Raw genomic sequence first — 14,347 nt, 5'->3', positions numbered from 1 at the left:
ATCCCTGCCCCACACCATGCTGCTGGGCTTTGCCCTGCCGGCCGAGGACGAGGCCTTTGCCCGGGAAACCTATGCCCGGCTGGCCGGCGTCGATGGCGTGGCCGAGGTGCGCTACAATCCGGTCGCCGTGGACGCGGCCCGGTCCCTCGGGCTCATCGGCTCCCGGGTCGTCTTGCCGCTTGGGGCGGTGCTGGCCCTGCTCGTCGGGCTGGTGGTCGGCAACACCGTGCGCCTGACCCTGCTTCGCCGCCGCGAAGAGCTCGACATCATGCGTCTGGTCGGGGCCACGGAATGGACCATCCGCCTGCCGCTGGTGTCCGGCGCGGCCGCAACCGGCCTTATCGGCTCGGGGTTGGCCGTGGCTGCCCTGGCCTGGATCTGGTCGTTTTTGGCCGGGGTGCTCGGGGCCGCGCCGCTTTGGATCGACGTGTCCGCGCCGCCGCAGTGGCTGTGGCTGGCTCTTCTTGCCGGCCCCACCGCCATCGCCGCCCTGGCCGGGCTGGCCGCCTCCCTGGAGTCGCGCCCGTGAAAAAAGCGCGCGGCATCATTCTGGCCGCCCATGGCTCCCGCCATCCCGGAGCCATGGAAGCCCTGGCCGGCTTTCGACAGGCCGTGGCCGCGCGCTATCCCGACGCGTCCGTGGCCATTGCCCGCACCGTCGGGCGCAAGCACGGCAATGCCGCAGCGTTCGGCGGGGCGCGGCAGACGGCGGACGTCCTGGCCGACCTGCTGGCCGACGGCATCACCCGGGTGGTGGTGCAGTCGCTGCATGTGGTGCCGGGCGAGGAATATCATGAGCTGCTGGCCGGAGTCGGCCGCTGGCTCAAAGCCGGCGGCGCAACGGCGGCCCTGTCAGTCGGCGCGCCGCTTCTGGCCGATCTCGGCGATGTGGACCGGGTGGCCGGGGCGGTTGTGGCCTGTCTGCCGCCGGATCGCGCCCCGGATGAAGCCGTCATTTTGATGGGCCACGGCGCGCCGCCGCCCGGGGCCGGATTTTACGAAACGCTTCGGGAGCGGCTGGCCCGCCTGGACGCGCGCGTATATTTCGGTACGATGCCCCGAGAGCGGGATGCGCCCTGCCTGGACATCGGGCATATCCGCGACGCCCTGGCCGGCCGGGGCATTGCCAAGGCCTGGCTCATGCCGTTTTTCACGGTGGCCGGTGCCCATGCCTGCTCCGATCTGGCCGGGCAGCGGCCCGATTCCTGGCGCGGCCGGCTGGAAGCGGCCGGCATCGCCTGCCGGTCCAGCCGGGCCGGCCTGATCGAACTCGGGCCGTTTGCCGCTGTCTGGACCGACCATCTGGACCGGGCCCTGGCCCGTTTGCCATAGACACGAACGCCTCGATATCCGATCGTCCGATTTCGAGGCAATGATGGACCTTGCAAGCTTCCAAGGCCCGAAAAAATGCGACCCTCCTCTCAGCGCAATGGGACGATAGAGGCTTGGAGATCGAGGAGGACAAACCTTGACTGCGACGACCATCAAAGACGGTGACTACGTCACCCACGTGAAACTCCCCGGCTGGGGCCTCGGGAAAGTGATTGAACTGCTGGAAAGCGGCGCTGTGCGCGTTTTTTTCGAATTCGAAGGCGACAAAAAAATGCAGCGCGACTTCCTGGTTCCGGCCGAGCCCCCGGTCGGCCATCCGGTGCTGGGAAAAATGGACCTCAACCGGGCCATTGACGGGACCGTCTCCTTCCCGGCCCTGGAAGCCTCCTTTCTCAAGATGTACCCCGGCGGATTCGACGACCCGCGCTATATCTCCCAGGAGCGGGCCAACAAGATCGACGCCTCCAAGCTGCTGCACGACACCCTGGGGTGCGCCACCCTCGAGACCCTGCTCCGGGCCGGCGACTTCGACGCCGTCTGCACGCTGGCGAAAAAACTGCTCACCAAAACCAGCCTCATCTTCCCCAATGAGAAAACGGCCCTGGCTGACGGCCTCAAACGCGGCAACGAGCAGAAAGAACTGTTCGCCAAGGCCCTCGACATCCTGCTCTACGGCGAAGGCGAGCTTGGCCCGCGCTTTTCGGCCTTTGCCGAGGTGCTCGACAAGCTGGACGCCTGCCGCTGGACCACGGCCACCTATTACCTGTTCCTCCTCGATCCGGCCCAGCATATCTTCATCAAGCCGACCATCTTCCAGCGGGCAGCCCAGGCCTACGGTTTCGACATCGGCTATCAGGTGCGGCCGACCTGGGCCGGCTACCAGCGGATGCTGGGGCTTACCGCTTACGTGGCCAAACAGCTTGGCGAGCGGGCCTTGCTGGCTCCCAAGGACTTGATCGACATCCAGGGGTTCATCTGGTGCTCCCTGGCCCATGAGAAAGCCGCCGCGCGCGCAGCCAAGGCCATCCCCAAACCCCGGCGCTAAGTCGCAAACGCCCGGGGGACGGCCTTTGGCCGGTGACCATGACGGCACGATCCAGGGCTTTCCCGTTCGTGCCCTCCCCTGCCCCGGACGGCGACCGGGCCGGGAAAAACCCGCCTGGCGCGGGAGATTCCCGGTCGCGGCCCCGAGGGGGCTGCGCGCCCTGGCCGGCATTTTGCGCCAGGTGCCGCGCTCCGGGGGAATGCGCGCCTGTTTTCCGAAAAAAACAACCGTTCGCTGTTGTTGTCGCCATCTTTTGCCGCTACGGATGCCAAAGGCCCGATCGGTGTGCCGGACAGCCGGGTCAGGGCCGGGGGCGGCAGGGCCGGCGCAAAGAACCGGACACCCCTGCATTGACGCCGCTCGGGGCTTGTGAAAATATCGTTCGGCTTACGCGCCTGGGAGCGCGGCAAAAATTCTCTGCAGAGGATGCTTCATGAACTGGCCCCACAAGGATCTTCTCGACGTGTCACAGCTTTCCCGGGAAGACGTGGACGTGGTCATGCGCACCGCCGCCTCCTTCCGGGAAATAAACTCCCGGCCCGTCAAGAAGGTGCCGACCCTCAAGGGCAAAAGCGTTGTCCTTTTTTTCGCCGAGCCAAGCACCCGGACCAAAACCTCCTTTGACATCGCCGGCAAACGCCTGTCCGCCGACACCTTCGGCCTGGCCAAGTCCGGCAGTTCCCTGCAAAAAGGCGAGACGCTCAAGGATACGGTGCTCACGCTCCAGGCCATGAACCCCGACGCCATCGTCATGCGCCACTCGGCTTCCGGCGCAGCCGATTTCGTGGCCCGGCGGGTGTCGTGCGCGGTAATAAACGCCGGCGACGGCTGGCACGCCCACCCCACCCAGGCCCTGCTCGATCTTTTCACCCTGCGCGAAGTCTGGGGCGACGATCTGGTCGGCAAGACCGTGGTGATCCTCGGCGATGTCGCCCATTCCCGGGTGGCCCGGTCCAATATCCGCCTTTTGACCATGCTCGGCGTCACCGTGCGCCTGTGCGCCCCGCGCACCCTGCTGCCCAAGGACGCCCAGGCCCTGGGGGCCAGGGTCTACTACGAGCTGGAACCGGCCCTGGCCGGGGCCGACGCCGTCATGTGCCTGCGCCTGCAACTCGAACGCCAGGAAGCCGGCCTGCTCCCGGAACTGCGCGAATACGCCCGCCGCTTCTGCCTGACCAAGGACCGGCTGGCCCTGGCCTCGCCCGAGGTCAAGGTCATGCACCCCGGCCCCATCAACCGGGGCGTGGAAATCGCCTCGGATCTGGCCGATGCCGGCAATTCGCTCATTCTCGACCAGGTGGCCTCGGGCGTGGCCGTGCGCATGGCCCTCTTATATCTCCACATCACCCGCAAGGAAAAAGGGGAAACCGCATGACGCTCCCGGATCTCGTCGTCGCCAACGTCGAAGTCCCCGGCCGTGACGGCTTCTGGAGCCTCCTTTGCGCCGGGGGCCGGGTGCTGGAACTTGTTCCCCACGACCCGGCCGCTGCGTTTCCCGATGCCCGGGTCATCCCCGGCCGGGGCCTGCTGCTCATGCCGGCCATGACCGACGCCCATACCCACATGCGCGAACCCGGCCAGGAGTGGAAAGAGGACATCGCCTCGGGCCTGTCCGCTGCCGCCGGGGGCGGGTTTTCCAACATCATGTGCATGGCCAATACCGAGCCGGTCAACGACAACGCCTCGGTGACCAAGCTCATGCTGCGCCGGGCCGCCGACAGCTGGCCAAACGGCCCGCGCCTTTTCCCGGTGGGGGCGCTGACCCTTGGGCTTGCCGGCAAACAGCTGGCCCCCATGGAAGAACTGCTGGCCGCCGGCTGCGTGGCCTTTTCCAACGACGGCGAACCCGTGGCCGACACCGAACTCTTTCGCCACGCCCTGGAATACGCCGCCGATCTGGCCCCGGTCATCGACCACTGCGAAGACCCGTACATGGCCAAGGGAGTCGGCGCCAACGAAGGCGTCATGAGCGCCCGGCTCGGGCTTCGCGGCCAGCCCGACGTGGCCGAAGCGCTCCAAGTCGCCCGCGACATCCTGCTCGCCGAATATTTGAACGCCCCGGTGCATCTGGCCCACGTCAGCTGCCACCGGGCCGTGGAACTCATTGCCGACGCCAAGCGCCGGGGCGCGCCGGTCACGGCCGAGACCTGCCCGCATTACCTGCTCATGACCGACGCCGCCCTTTTCGGCTACGACACCATGGCCAAGGTCAACCCGCCGCTGCGCACCGACGATGACCGGCTGGCCCTGATGCAAGCCCTGCGCGAAGGGGTCATCGACATCCTGGCCACGGACCACGCCCCCCACGCCGCCCACGAAAAGGAAACGCCCTTCGAGGAAGCCAAAAACGGCATCACCGGCCTCGATACGGCCCTGGCCAGCCTGTGGGAACTGGTGCGCCTGGGCAAACTCACCGCCGAGGACATCGCCCTGCGCTTCGCCTGGCGGCCGGCCGAGATTTTCAAGCTGCCCCATTGCCGCTTCGCCACCGGCGATCCGGCCGATTTCTGCCTCTTCGACCCGGAAGAATCCTGGGTCGTCACCACTGAAAGCCTGCGCTCCAAGGGCAAGAACACGCCACTGCTCGGCCAGTCCCTGACCGGCCGGGTGATGCTCACCGTCGTTGGCGGCCATGTCGTCCACGAACTGGCCCGGCCCGGAGCCTGATTCCCAACCCAACCCCCGACACCAAACGCCGTATCCGGAGGTTTCCCCCCATGGCGCAACCCTTCAAGGACGCCACTGCCATCTGCAAGACCATCATGCGAAACGGCTACGACGCCTACGTCGTCAATGCCGCTTTGCAGGATAAAGCCCAGGACCCGGCCGCGCCCGAGCTCGATGTGGCCACCGACGCAACCCTGGCCGATCTGCAAAAGCTCTTCCCCGAAACCGAGGTCTACGCCGAGGAAGGCGCTTTCGCCCGCTTCCGCCATGGCGACACCCTGCTCTATTTCTACCCGGCCGACACCGCCGACGCCTCCCATCCCGAGGAGTCAGTGGCCCGGCTGACCAGCCGGCTCGTTGCCCGCCTGGAGCGCAAGGGCCTGCTGCCGGCCCATCAGGCCTGCCCCTACCTGCCGCACCAAATTGACGACCACGACGGCTTCGCCGACCTGTCCAGCGGCGAAGTGCGCCTCGTCGGCATCCCGGACGAGGCCATCCGCCAGAACTACCTGCGGGCTGTTCGGGCGCTGCGCTTTTCCGCCAACTACAACATCCCGGTGGAAGCCAATACGCTCATGGCCATCCTGCGGGCCTCGCGGCGCATCCTCGACTATGTCTCGGTCAAGGACATCATGGACGAATGGCGCAAGGTCGAGGCCGAAAACATGGCCGACTTCGTGGAGCGCCTCTACGACACCATGATCCTGCACTGGTTTTTGCCGGAAGTGGCCACCCTGGCCCGCATCAAGATCAAGACCGAAGAAGGCGTGGAATATACGCTTTTTGAGCAGACCCTGGCTGTCATGCGCCACTACCCCGAAGAGCTGCCCTACGACTGGTACGGCACCCTGGCCTGCCTGTTCCACGACGTGGGCAAACTGCACACCGCCCAGTACGCCGCCGGGGAACTGCATTTCTACCAGCACCATCAGGTCGGGGCCAAAGTCGCCCGCAAGATCCTCTCGCGCTTAAGCTTCCCGCCCGATGAAATCGATCTGGTGTGCAACCTCGTGCGCGGCCACATGCGCTTCCACTTCATGCTCACCGACCGGGGCATCCGCCGCTTCAAGGCCCTCGACCAGTATCCGCGCCTGATCGAAATGGCCCGGGCCGATATCAAATCGGTCAACGGCACCTACAAAGAATTCAACCACAATATGAAAATGCTCGAGCGCACCGATACGCCCGAGGAAATGCTCGAACCGCTGTTAAATGGCGCGCAGATCATGCAACTGCTCGGCCTCAAGCCCGGCCCGGCCGTGGGCATCATCCGCGACGCGCTGCTCAAAGGGCAAATCGCCGGCGACGTCTCCAACCGCGAAGATGCCGAGCTTTTTGTCAAAAAATACTGGGCCAAGCAGGAATTGCATTAGGGATTGAATAAGAAGGGACAGGATCGGGGCGCTGCCCCGGCCCCGCCGGGGGGCTAAGCCCCCCGGACCCCTTTCCTGTTTGGGCGGGGGTGTGGCTGCAAAGCCAGCCTCACCCCCGCCCAAACACAAATTTTCGACTTCCAGGCCACCCGTTTTTTCAAAACGATTTGTCTTTGAAATGCGGCGCTTCGCCGCTGGCGCACCTTGGGTCCGCAATTCGGCCCGGCGGTGGAAGCCGCGCAGCGGATTGCGCCGCCGGGCCGAATTGCGGACCCAACGTCGGACGTCCGCCGCCGCAGCAGCAATCCCACGCCCGACCGGCCGGCCATCCGCCCGCAATCCCGTCGAGGGGTCCGGGGGGATCATCCCCCCGGTGGGGTTCGGGGCAACGCCCCGATTCGTCTTCGCCGTCGCCGTCGCCACTTCCACAAGGTACCCATGACCATGACCAAGACCATGACCAACCTGCTCGATCTGACCTTCCACGAACTTGAGTCGCTTATCGTTTCGCTTGGCGAGCCGCCGTACCGGGCCAGGCAGGTCTGGCAATGGCTGTGGCAAAAGCGCTGTCGCGAGATTGCGGCCATGACCGACGTATCCAAGGCCTTGCGGCTGCGGCTGGCCGAGGTAGCGGTCCTTGGCTGGCCGACTGTGGCCGAGGTGCGGGAGAGCCGCGACGGCACGGTGAAATTCTTGTTGGCGCTGGCCGATGGCGAGCGGGTGGAGTGTGTGCTTATTCCGGAGAAGGACCATTTCACGGCCTGCCTGTCGACCCAGGTGGGCTGCGCCATGGGCTGCGGCTTTTGCGCCACCGGAATGCTTGGGTTTCGCCGCAACATGACGTCCGGGGAGATGCTGGGGCAGGTGTTGGTGGCGCGGCAGTATCTGGTGGACCGGGGGGCGGAGCTGGCCCTGCGCAATCTGGTTTTCATGGGCATGGGCGAGCCGCTTTTAAATTACGAAAATCTTTTAAAGACCTTGGAAGCGCTGCATCATCCCCAGGGTCTGGATTTTTCCGGCCGGCGCATCACGGTCTCAACAGCCGGGGTGGCGCGCCATCTGCTGGACATGGGCCGCACCGGCCTGTGTTCGCTGGCCATATCGCTGCATGCGCCGACCCAGGCGCAGCGCGAGCGGATCATGCCGGGCGCGGCCAAGCTGGAGCTTGGCAAGCTGATGGATTTGCTGGCCCAGTATCCGCTCAAGCCCCGGGAGCGGCTGACCTTTGAGTATCTGCTGCTGGCCGGGGTCAATGATGCGGATGCCGACGCCCGGGAGTTGGTGCGGCTGCTTTCAAGGGTCAAGGCCAAGGTGAATCTGATCGTGTACAACGCCACGCCGGGCTTGCCCTACGGGCCGCCGGACATGGAACGGGTGCTGGCTTTTCAGGAGATTTTGAAGGCCAAGGGGCTGACGGCGACGCTTCGCAAGAGCAAGGGCGGCGACATCGCGGCGGCCTGCGGCCAATTGCGGGCGGAGTGCGGGAAAGAGGGTGAGGGTGCGGGAAGAGAAGGGTAGAGAAGAGATGAGAAGATGCCTCCGGCGGCCGGGGAGGATAATCCCCCCCGGACCCCCTTGAGGGGAGAGATTTGTGAGGGGGGAGTCGCTTGGTGCCAATCCAGCCGGCCGCAGCAGACGGGTGACGGGAGTCGCCGTTACGGGGGTCCGTGGGGAGGAGGCGCATAAAATTCGGCCGGCGACGGAGAGCTTGTCACTTGTTTGTCGTTTGGGTAAGCTAACGCTCCTTTTTCGTAAAAAAGCGCACGGTACGCTTTGAGCGCTGCGGATTTTCGCCGGGCGACCGGCAGCAAAGAGAGTGAAGGAACATTTCGATGAAACGACCCGATTTTGCGAAATGCGGCGGCCTCGTCCCCGCCATCGCCCAGGAAGCGTGCAGCGGCGAAGTGCTCATGCTCGCCTACATGAACGAAGAAGCCTACGACAAAACCCTGGCCACCGGCGAGGTCCATTACTTCAGCCGCAGCCGCCAGAAAATCTGGCATAAGGGCGGCACCTCCGGCCATGTGCAGAAGGTCACTGGCGTGCGCCTGGACTGCGACGCCGACACCATCCTGGTGCTCGTCGAGCAGATTGGCGGCGCAGCCTGCCACGAAGGCTACAAGTCCTGCTTTTTTACGGAAATCACCAACGACGGCGAACGCACCTGTTCCCCGAAAGTCTTCGACCCCAAGGAGGTCTATAAATAATGGCCAGCGAGAACATGCTCAAACTCGGCATCCCCAAAGGCTCCCTCCAGGACGCCACCATGGCGCTTTTCGAAAAGTCCGGGTGGAAGATCCGGATGCACCATCGCAACTATTTCCCGGAGATAAACGATCCGGAAATCACCTGCTCCATGTGCCGCGCCCAGGAAATGTCGCGCTACGTCGAGTCGGGCACGCTCGACTGCGGTTTGACCGGCAAGGACTGGATCCTCGAAAACGAGTCCGACGTCGTCCTGGTCGATGATCTGGTCTATTCCAAGGTGAGCAACCGCCCGGCCCGCTGGGTTCTGGCCGTGGCCGCCGATTCGCCGTACAAGCGCCCCGAGGACTTGGCCGGCAAAAAGATCGCCACCGAGCTGGTCAATTTCACCAAGCAGTATTTCGCCGGCGCAGGCATCCCGGTGGAAGTCGAATTCTCCTGGGGCGCCACCGAAGCCAAGGTGGTCGAAGGCTTGGCCGATGCCATCGTGGAAGTGACCGAGACCGGCACGACCATCAAGGCCCACGGGCTGCGCATCATCTCCGACCTGCTTTCGACCAACACCCAGCTTATTGCCAACAAGAAGGCCTGGGAAGTGCCGTTCAAGCGCCGCAAGATCGAGATCCTGAACATGATGCTGCAAGGCGCGCTTCGGGCCGAAGGCCTTGTCGGCCTCAAGATGAACGTGCCCGAAGAAAAGATGCCGGCCATCATGGCCCTGCTCCCGAGCCTGACCGCCCCGACCGTGGCTGGCCTTTACAACAAGGACTGGCTGTCGGTTGAAATCGTGGTGGCCGAAGGCACCGTGCGCGACCTCATCCCCAAGCTCCACGACCTGGGAGCCGAAGGCATCATCGAATACGCGCTCAACAAGGTCATCTAGACTGACCTCGCCGGCAACGGCAGCTTTATCAAATGCAAAACGGCTGCAGGGCAAGACCTTGCAGCCGTTTTTTATGTGTCTGCCTTGAATATTCAGCGATAATGGTAGCGGCAGGTCAGGACGATGAGGTCGCCGTTGTCGATGAAATAGACGAAACGGTGCTCGGCATCGATGCGCCGGGACCAAACGCCAGCCAGATCAAACTTGAGTGGTTCGGGCTTGCCCATCCCAACAAAGGGATCGCGCATGATTTCCTTGATCAGCGCGTTGATCTTCCGCAGACGGCCTTTGTCCGCGCCCTGCCAGAAGAGGTAGTCCTCCCAGGCTGTCGGGGTCCAGACGAGGCGCACGTCAGTCCTCGATCAGGTCATGTTCCTGCACGTTTCCGATCCGGGCAGCGGCCAAACTGGCCCGCAGCCGGGCGGCGTTGGCGGGGTTGCGCAACAGATAGGCCGTTTCCTCGATGGCATTATAATCGTCAAGACTCATCATGACCACGGCCTTGGCCTTCTGGCGGGTAATGATGACCGGAGCGTTGTCGTCGCAGACCTGATCCATGGTGGCGGCGAGGTGTTCCCGAGCATGGGTGTAGCTGATGGCGTCCATGGAATTCTCACTTCGAGCTGGAGGTTGCCGTCCTGGCGGAAGCCCGCCACGGCACCTGATATGTACGGATTTCTGTACAGACCGTCAATCCCCCCCTACCGCTTGGGCAGGTTGGGGATGATCTCGTTGGCGGCGGCTACCAGATTTTGGCGCAGCCCGGCATCGTTGTTGAGGAACTCGGCAACCGCCGTGGCCAGCGGTTCCGGGATGCCGGTCAGGTCGCGGATGCCGAGCCGGGCGTCCACGGCCCGGCCGGCGGGATCGAGGCGCACCACCGGGGCCAGATGGAAGGCCACCGGCACGGGCTCGCCGCCGGAGACGAGGTTGCAGCGCACCTCCTGGGGCGGCAGGGCCACATCCCCCCTGGCCCGGACCTTGGCGATGACGTCCGAACGCCGGGCGCTTATGACCGCCGAACAGGCCAGATCGGAGACAAGGCCGAAGGAATTGCTTTCCAGCCTGCCCCGGCCGGCCGCATCGAGTCGAAAGCCGGTCTGGCAGGCAATGGCCTCGGCCCGGGGATTGTCAAAGACCTGGCGGCAGGTGTCGCCGACCAGGGTGACCCCGGCCCGGGCCGGCAGCGGGATGGCGAGGCAGCAAAACAACAAGACGCAGGCAAGGCGTTTCATAGACAGTCTCCACGAATCGGATGGCCGGACATGTACAGCCGGGCACGGCATCCGGCAAGGGAGGCCGGGCACGGTCACTTGGCGTCCTGGGCGCGCTTGCCCGCTTCCCAGACCAGCCGCCCCACCCGGCGGCCCAGATCGGTCTGGCGGGCCCGCAGCAGGGCCTCGGCCGCCTCGGGATTGCCCTGGGTCTTTAAAAGGGAGGCCGACTCCAGGTCGCGCAGATGCCGGGCGCATTCCTTGATCAGCCCAGGCAGGTCGATGGACTCGATTTCCGGCGGAACCCGCACCGAACGTACCTTGCTTTGCATCCCGGCCTCCTGTTTTCCTGACGGAATACGATAATGGGCCGGCCTGTCAACGCACCAAAGCCGCCGGCTTCCCCCTTGAGGGAATCGGCAAGCTCGGGTAGCGTCCGGCCCGATGCTGCGCCGATACCGGCGGCAACGCAAAAGGGGGAAAGGCATGGCGCTGACACGCGGCGACAAAATGATCATTGCAGGGGCGGTCGCCCTGGCCGTCACCGTGGTACTGGGCCTTGCCGTGCTCAAGAAACCGCACCTGTTCGGCGGCGGCGCCAAATCGCCGGCCACGGACATTCCGCCGGCCCCCACAGCCGCCGGGCCGGAAACGGCCCCGGCCATGCCGCCGCTGACCGCCCCCCCGGCGGCCATCGCCACCCCGACACCCGCGCCGGCTCCTTCGCCTGCGCCGGCCGCCACCCCGGCTGCCGCACCGGCGGCCACGCCACCGGCCGCACCATCTGCCGCTTCCGGGGCAGCCGTGCCCGCGCCGGACAAGGCCCAACACCCCCAGGCGGCCGGGGATGACACCCTGGAAAAAATGTTCGAGGAACTGGCCAACGATACGGCCCCGGCCGGCAAAGCCGGCACCGCCAAAGCCGGCCCGGCCAAGGCCGATGCCAAGGCTCCGGCCGCTGCTCCGGCCACTGCTCCGGCCACTCCGGCCACTCCGGCCACTCCGGCCGCCGCACCGGATACCGCCGCCCTGCCCGACCCCCAGCCCGCCCCGGCTCCGGGCAGCGAAACCGCCGCGCCCCCGGCCAAGCCCGCAGCGCCGGCCAAGCCCGAAACCAAGGCCGAGGCCAAGGCCGCGGCCAAAGCGGCCGCCCAGGCCAAGGCCGAACAAACCAAAGCCGAACAGGCCAAGGCCGCTGCCGCCAAACAGGCGGCCAAGCCGGCCGCCGCCCCGGCCGACAAGCCCGTGGCCAACGCCGGCAACGTCATCCGGGTCATCGCCGAAGAACGGCCCGGCGAATACGTGCTCATCATCCAGACCAACAAGGCCCCGGCCAGCTTCGAGCGGATGTTTTACACCGATCCGCCGCGTCTGGTCCTGGATATCGCCGGCTCCTGGAACTATAATGGCCCGCTGTCGAGTACCACCGGCGATGCCTTCATCCGGCAAATCCGGGTGGGCAAACACGCCGACAAGTTCCGGGTGGTCCTCGACATGGCCCCGGACGCCCCGGCCAAGCTTCGCGGCGCGCCCACGGCCGAGCGCGTCCCGGAAGGCGTGGCCCTTAAAATTCCCAAATAGGCCTGCTCCAGGGCCCGAGGTTTGACTTCGTGAAGCGTTTTTTCTCCCTGGCCGCCAGGACGGTCAAATGGCTTTTTTTCGCCGCGCTGGCGGTGGAGGTGCTGTCGTTTGCCGTCATCACCACCAGCAACTGGATCATCTACGGCAGCCTGCGCGAAGGCCCCAAGGCCGTCTATGACCCGTACACCCTGTTTCTCATGGAAAACGGCATCTGGCCCACGGCCAACTGCGAAGTGGTCAATTTCCACCCGGAACTCTCCCGCACCATCTGGTTTTTCGGCGGCTCCACCATGCGGGCCAGTTCCGCGCCCTACGAGCAATCCATCCCAAGCCTCGTGGCCAAGGCCTTAAACGGGCGGGACAAGCCTTGCGCGTTTAACTGTCTCAACTTCGGGGTCAATTCTTTCAATTCGCTTCTTGAAATCAAGTATCTGCAAAAGCAGTTTCTGGAATACATCATCAAGCCCAATCTTGTTGTCTTTTACGACGGGGCCAACGACGCCAACTACTTCGCCGTGCAAAAGGACCCATACGCCCACGAAGGCAAGGAACGCGCCCAGGGCGTTATCGAAAGCTATTACAAATCCGGGATCGGCCTCTTAAAACCGGTCAATGCCGCCTATTTCGCTTCCTTTACCCGGGAATTGCTGCAAAAATTCCTGTACACGGCCACGCCCCTGGACCCCAACTCTCCCGAGTTGGCCGTCTTTGTCGAGCAGGCCGTGGCCCGCTACGATTTTGCCGAGCGCTTAAGCGGTTGCTATAACGCAAAATTCCTGCTCTTCCTGCAACCGCTCTACTGGGTTGAAACCTGCCAGGACGTGAACACGACTGTAGCTGCCAGTGAGCAGCAAACCATCCTTGGCCGCAAAAGCTTTCCCCATGTGCGCGACAACTTCAACATCGTCTATGCCGCCCTGGAAAAGGCCCTGGCCGGCAAGCCCTACTTCGTCAACCTGCGAAATGCCCTGTGCGCCAGAACCGCACCGGCCTACACCGCCGACGGCGTCCACAACACCGATGCCGGACGCGAGGATATCGTGGCCGCCATGCTGCCCCATATCCGCGACCGGCTCCCCTGCAACGTCCCGACTGTGACCGGAGATCAGCCATGAAACGCCTCGTCGCCGTGACTGCCCTGGCCGGCTGGTGCGTCCTTGCCACCGGCCCGGCCAGCTACGCACAAAACCTCAAGGAACGCTCCCTTTCCGATTCCGCCCCCAAAACCCAGGCCGCGCCGGCCCAGCCGCAAACGCCGCCCGCTCCGACCAGCCTCGGCACCCAAAGCGCCCCCCAAAATACCCAACCGGCCCAGGCTGCGCCCCAGCCGGCCCCGCCCGCCTCCCAATACGGCCAACCGGCCCAAGCCGCGCCGCAATACGGCCAACCGGCGCAGGCGGCGCCCCAATATGCGCCGCCCCCGGCCGGCAGCCCGCCGCCGGCAGACTACCCGTCCCCTCCCCCGCCCCCTGGCGGCGGAACGCCCATCAACGGGCAGCCCATCGGTACCCCGCCGCCCCCGCCGCCGCCCGTGACCAAGCCCGGCAGCTACAACCGCGACGAAGTGAACCGGGAAGTGATGGGATTTTTCGAGGGCGGTTCGCGCGGACTGGCGGAAATGGTGGCCCGGTCGTTTCATGATCTCGGCCAGCCGACCGGATTCATCAAGGGCAACGAGGGCGGCGGCGCACTGGTCGTCGGGCTCCGCTACGGCGTCGGGACGCTGCACCTCAAAGGCTACCCGCCCCAGCCCGTATACTGGCAAAGCCCGTCGCTGGGCTTCGATCTCGGGGTCAACGCCGGCAAGGTGTTCACCCTGGTCTACGGCATGACCCGGCCGGAGCAGATCTTCCAACGCTTCCCCGGCGTGGACGGCAGCGCCTACATCCTGGGTGGCTTCGGCATGAACTACCAACGCTCCGGCGACGTCACCCTGGCCCCCATCCGCGTGGGCGTGGGGCTGCGCCTGGGAGCCAACATCGGCTACCAAGTCTACACCCGCGACCAGTCAGTGAATCCCTTTTAGGGGGAGCAGAGACAGGAATGT

The 14,347-nt window shown here is 65.1% G+C and carries 16 protein-coding genes; 12 read left to right on the top strand and 4 right to left on the bottom strand.

All coding sequences use genetic code 11. The features are described 5' to 3' along the window. The 9 genes from DVDV_RS23610 to hisG all read left to right on the top strand — a co-directional run. A partial coding sequence (locus DVDV_RS23610; protein WP_139311680.1) for an FtsX-like permease family protein occupies positions 1–529 on the top strand: 529 nt, incomplete at its 5' end. Then, on the top strand, positions 526–1,332 hold the full coding sequence (locus DVDV_RS19425; RefSeq protein ID WP_075356246.1) for a sirohydrochlorin cobaltochelatase: 807 nt from the start codon (positions 526–528) through the stop codon (positions 1,330–1,332). The genes DVDV_RS23610 and DVDV_RS19425, both read left to right, overlap by 4 nt. Before the next feature lie 136 nt (positions 1,333–1,468). Continuing rightward, on the top strand, positions 1,469–2,377 hold the full coding sequence (locus DVDV_RS19420; protein ID WP_075356245.1) for a hypothetical protein: 909 nt from the start codon (positions 1,469–1,471) through the stop codon (positions 2,375–2,377). A gap of 433 nt (positions 2,378–2,810) precedes the next feature. Next, positions 2,811–3,752, top strand: coding sequence for an aspartate carbamoyltransferase catalytic subunit (locus DVDV_RS19415; RefSeq protein ID WP_075356244.1), 942 nt, complete (start codon positions 2,811–2,813; stop codon positions 3,750–3,752). After that, entirely contained in the window at positions 3,749–5,044 is a 1,296-nt protein-coding gene (locus DVDV_RS19410) for a dihydroorotase (protein ID WP_075356243.1), read from the top strand. The genes DVDV_RS19415 and DVDV_RS19410 overlap by 4 nt, the downstream gene beginning before the upstream one ends. A 50-nt stretch (positions 5,045–5,094) precedes the next feature. Beyond that, positions 5,095–6,417, top strand: a complete 1,323-nt coding sequence (locus DVDV_RS19405) for an HD domain-containing protein (RefSeq protein ID WP_075356242.1) — start codon at positions 5,095–5,097, stop codon at positions 6,415–6,417. A gap of 456 nt (positions 6,418–6,873) precedes the next feature. Then, positions 6,874–7,935 carry a 23S rRNA (adenine(2503)-C(2))-methyltransferase RlmN gene (rlmN, locus tag DVDV_RS19400; RefSeq protein ID WP_075356247.1) on the top strand — a complete coding sequence of 354 codons (1,062 nt, stop codon included), beginning with the start codon at positions 6,874–6,876 and terminating at the stop codon, positions 7,933–7,935. Between the two features lie 308 nt (positions 7,936–8,243). After that, positions 8,244–8,624, top strand: coding sequence for a phosphoribosyl-AMP cyclohydrolase (gene hisI / locus DVDV_RS19395; protein ID WP_175577134.1), 381 nt, complete (start codon positions 8,244–8,246; stop codon positions 8,622–8,624). After that, positions 8,624–9,505 (top strand): ATP phosphoribosyltransferase, encoded by an 882-nt coding sequence (hisG, locus tag DVDV_RS19390; RefSeq protein WP_075356240.1) that lies wholly within the window; start codon positions 8,624–8,626, stop codon positions 9,503–9,505. The genes hisI and hisG overlap by 1 nt, the downstream gene beginning before the upstream one ends. A gap of 92 nt (positions 9,506–9,597) precedes the next feature. Here the strand turns inward: hisG and DVDV_RS19385 are convergent, their stop codons facing one another. The 4 genes from DVDV_RS19385 to DVDV_RS19370 all read right to left on the bottom strand — a co-directional run bounded on the left by DVDV_RS19385 (position 9,598) and on the right by DVDV_RS19370 (position 11,051). Then, positions 9,598–9,855, bottom strand: a complete 258-nt coding sequence (locus DVDV_RS19385; protein ID WP_075356239.1) for a Txe/YoeB family addiction module toxin — start codon at positions 9,853–9,855, stop codon at positions 9,598–9,600. 1 nt (position 9,856) lies between these two features. Beyond that, positions 9,857–10,111: a type II toxin-antitoxin system prevent-host-death family antitoxin gene (locus DVDV_RS19380; RefSeq protein WP_075356238.1), complete on the bottom strand. Its 255-nt coding sequence runs from the start codon at positions 10,109–10,111 to the stop codon at positions 9,857–9,859. Between the two features lie 95 nt (positions 10,112–10,206). After that, positions 10,207–10,740, bottom strand: coding sequence for a hypothetical protein (locus tag DVDV_RS19375; RefSeq protein ID WP_075356237.1), 534 nt, complete (start codon positions 10,738–10,740; stop codon positions 10,207–10,209). A 74-nt stretch (positions 10,741–10,814) separates the two neighbouring features. Next, complete coding sequence (locus DVDV_RS19370; RefSeq protein ID WP_075356236.1) at positions 10,815–11,051, bottom strand: hypothetical protein; 237 nt, start codon at positions 11,049–11,051, stop codon at positions 10,815–10,817. A gap of 154 nt (positions 11,052–11,205) precedes the next feature. Here DVDV_RS19370 and DVDV_RS19365 point away from each other — a divergent pair, with 154 nt between their 5' ends. The 3 genes from DVDV_RS19365 to DVDV_RS19355 are packed head-to-tail and all read left to right on the top strand — an operon-like array spanning position 11,206 to position 14,326. Beyond that, positions 11,206–12,300, top strand: coding sequence for an AMIN domain-containing protein (locus DVDV_RS19365; RefSeq protein ID WP_075356235.1), 1,095 nt, complete (start codon positions 11,206–11,208; stop codon positions 12,298–12,300). 29 nt (positions 12,301–12,329) lie between these two features. Beyond that, entirely contained in the window at positions 12,330–13,415 is a 1,086-nt protein-coding gene (locus DVDV_RS19360) for an SGNH/GDSL hydrolase family protein (RefSeq protein ID WP_075356234.1), read from the top strand. Beyond that, complete coding sequence (locus tag DVDV_RS19355) at positions 13,412–14,326, top strand: DUF1134 domain-containing protein (protein ID WP_075356233.1); 915 nt, start codon at positions 13,412–13,414, stop codon at positions 14,324–14,326. Before DVDV_RS19360 ends, DVDV_RS19355 begins: the two co-directional genes overlap by 4 nt. The last annotated feature ends 21 nt before the right edge of the window (positions 14,327–14,347 follow it).

Source organism: Desulfovibrio sp. DV, from assembly GCF_001936595.1.
Classification (GTDB): Bacteria; Desulfobacterota; Desulfovibrionia; order Desulfovibrionales; family Desulfovibrionaceae; genus Solidesulfovibrio.
Note: the sequence above shows the minus strand (reverse complement) of the source record. Positions and strands in the feature narration are given on the sequence as shown.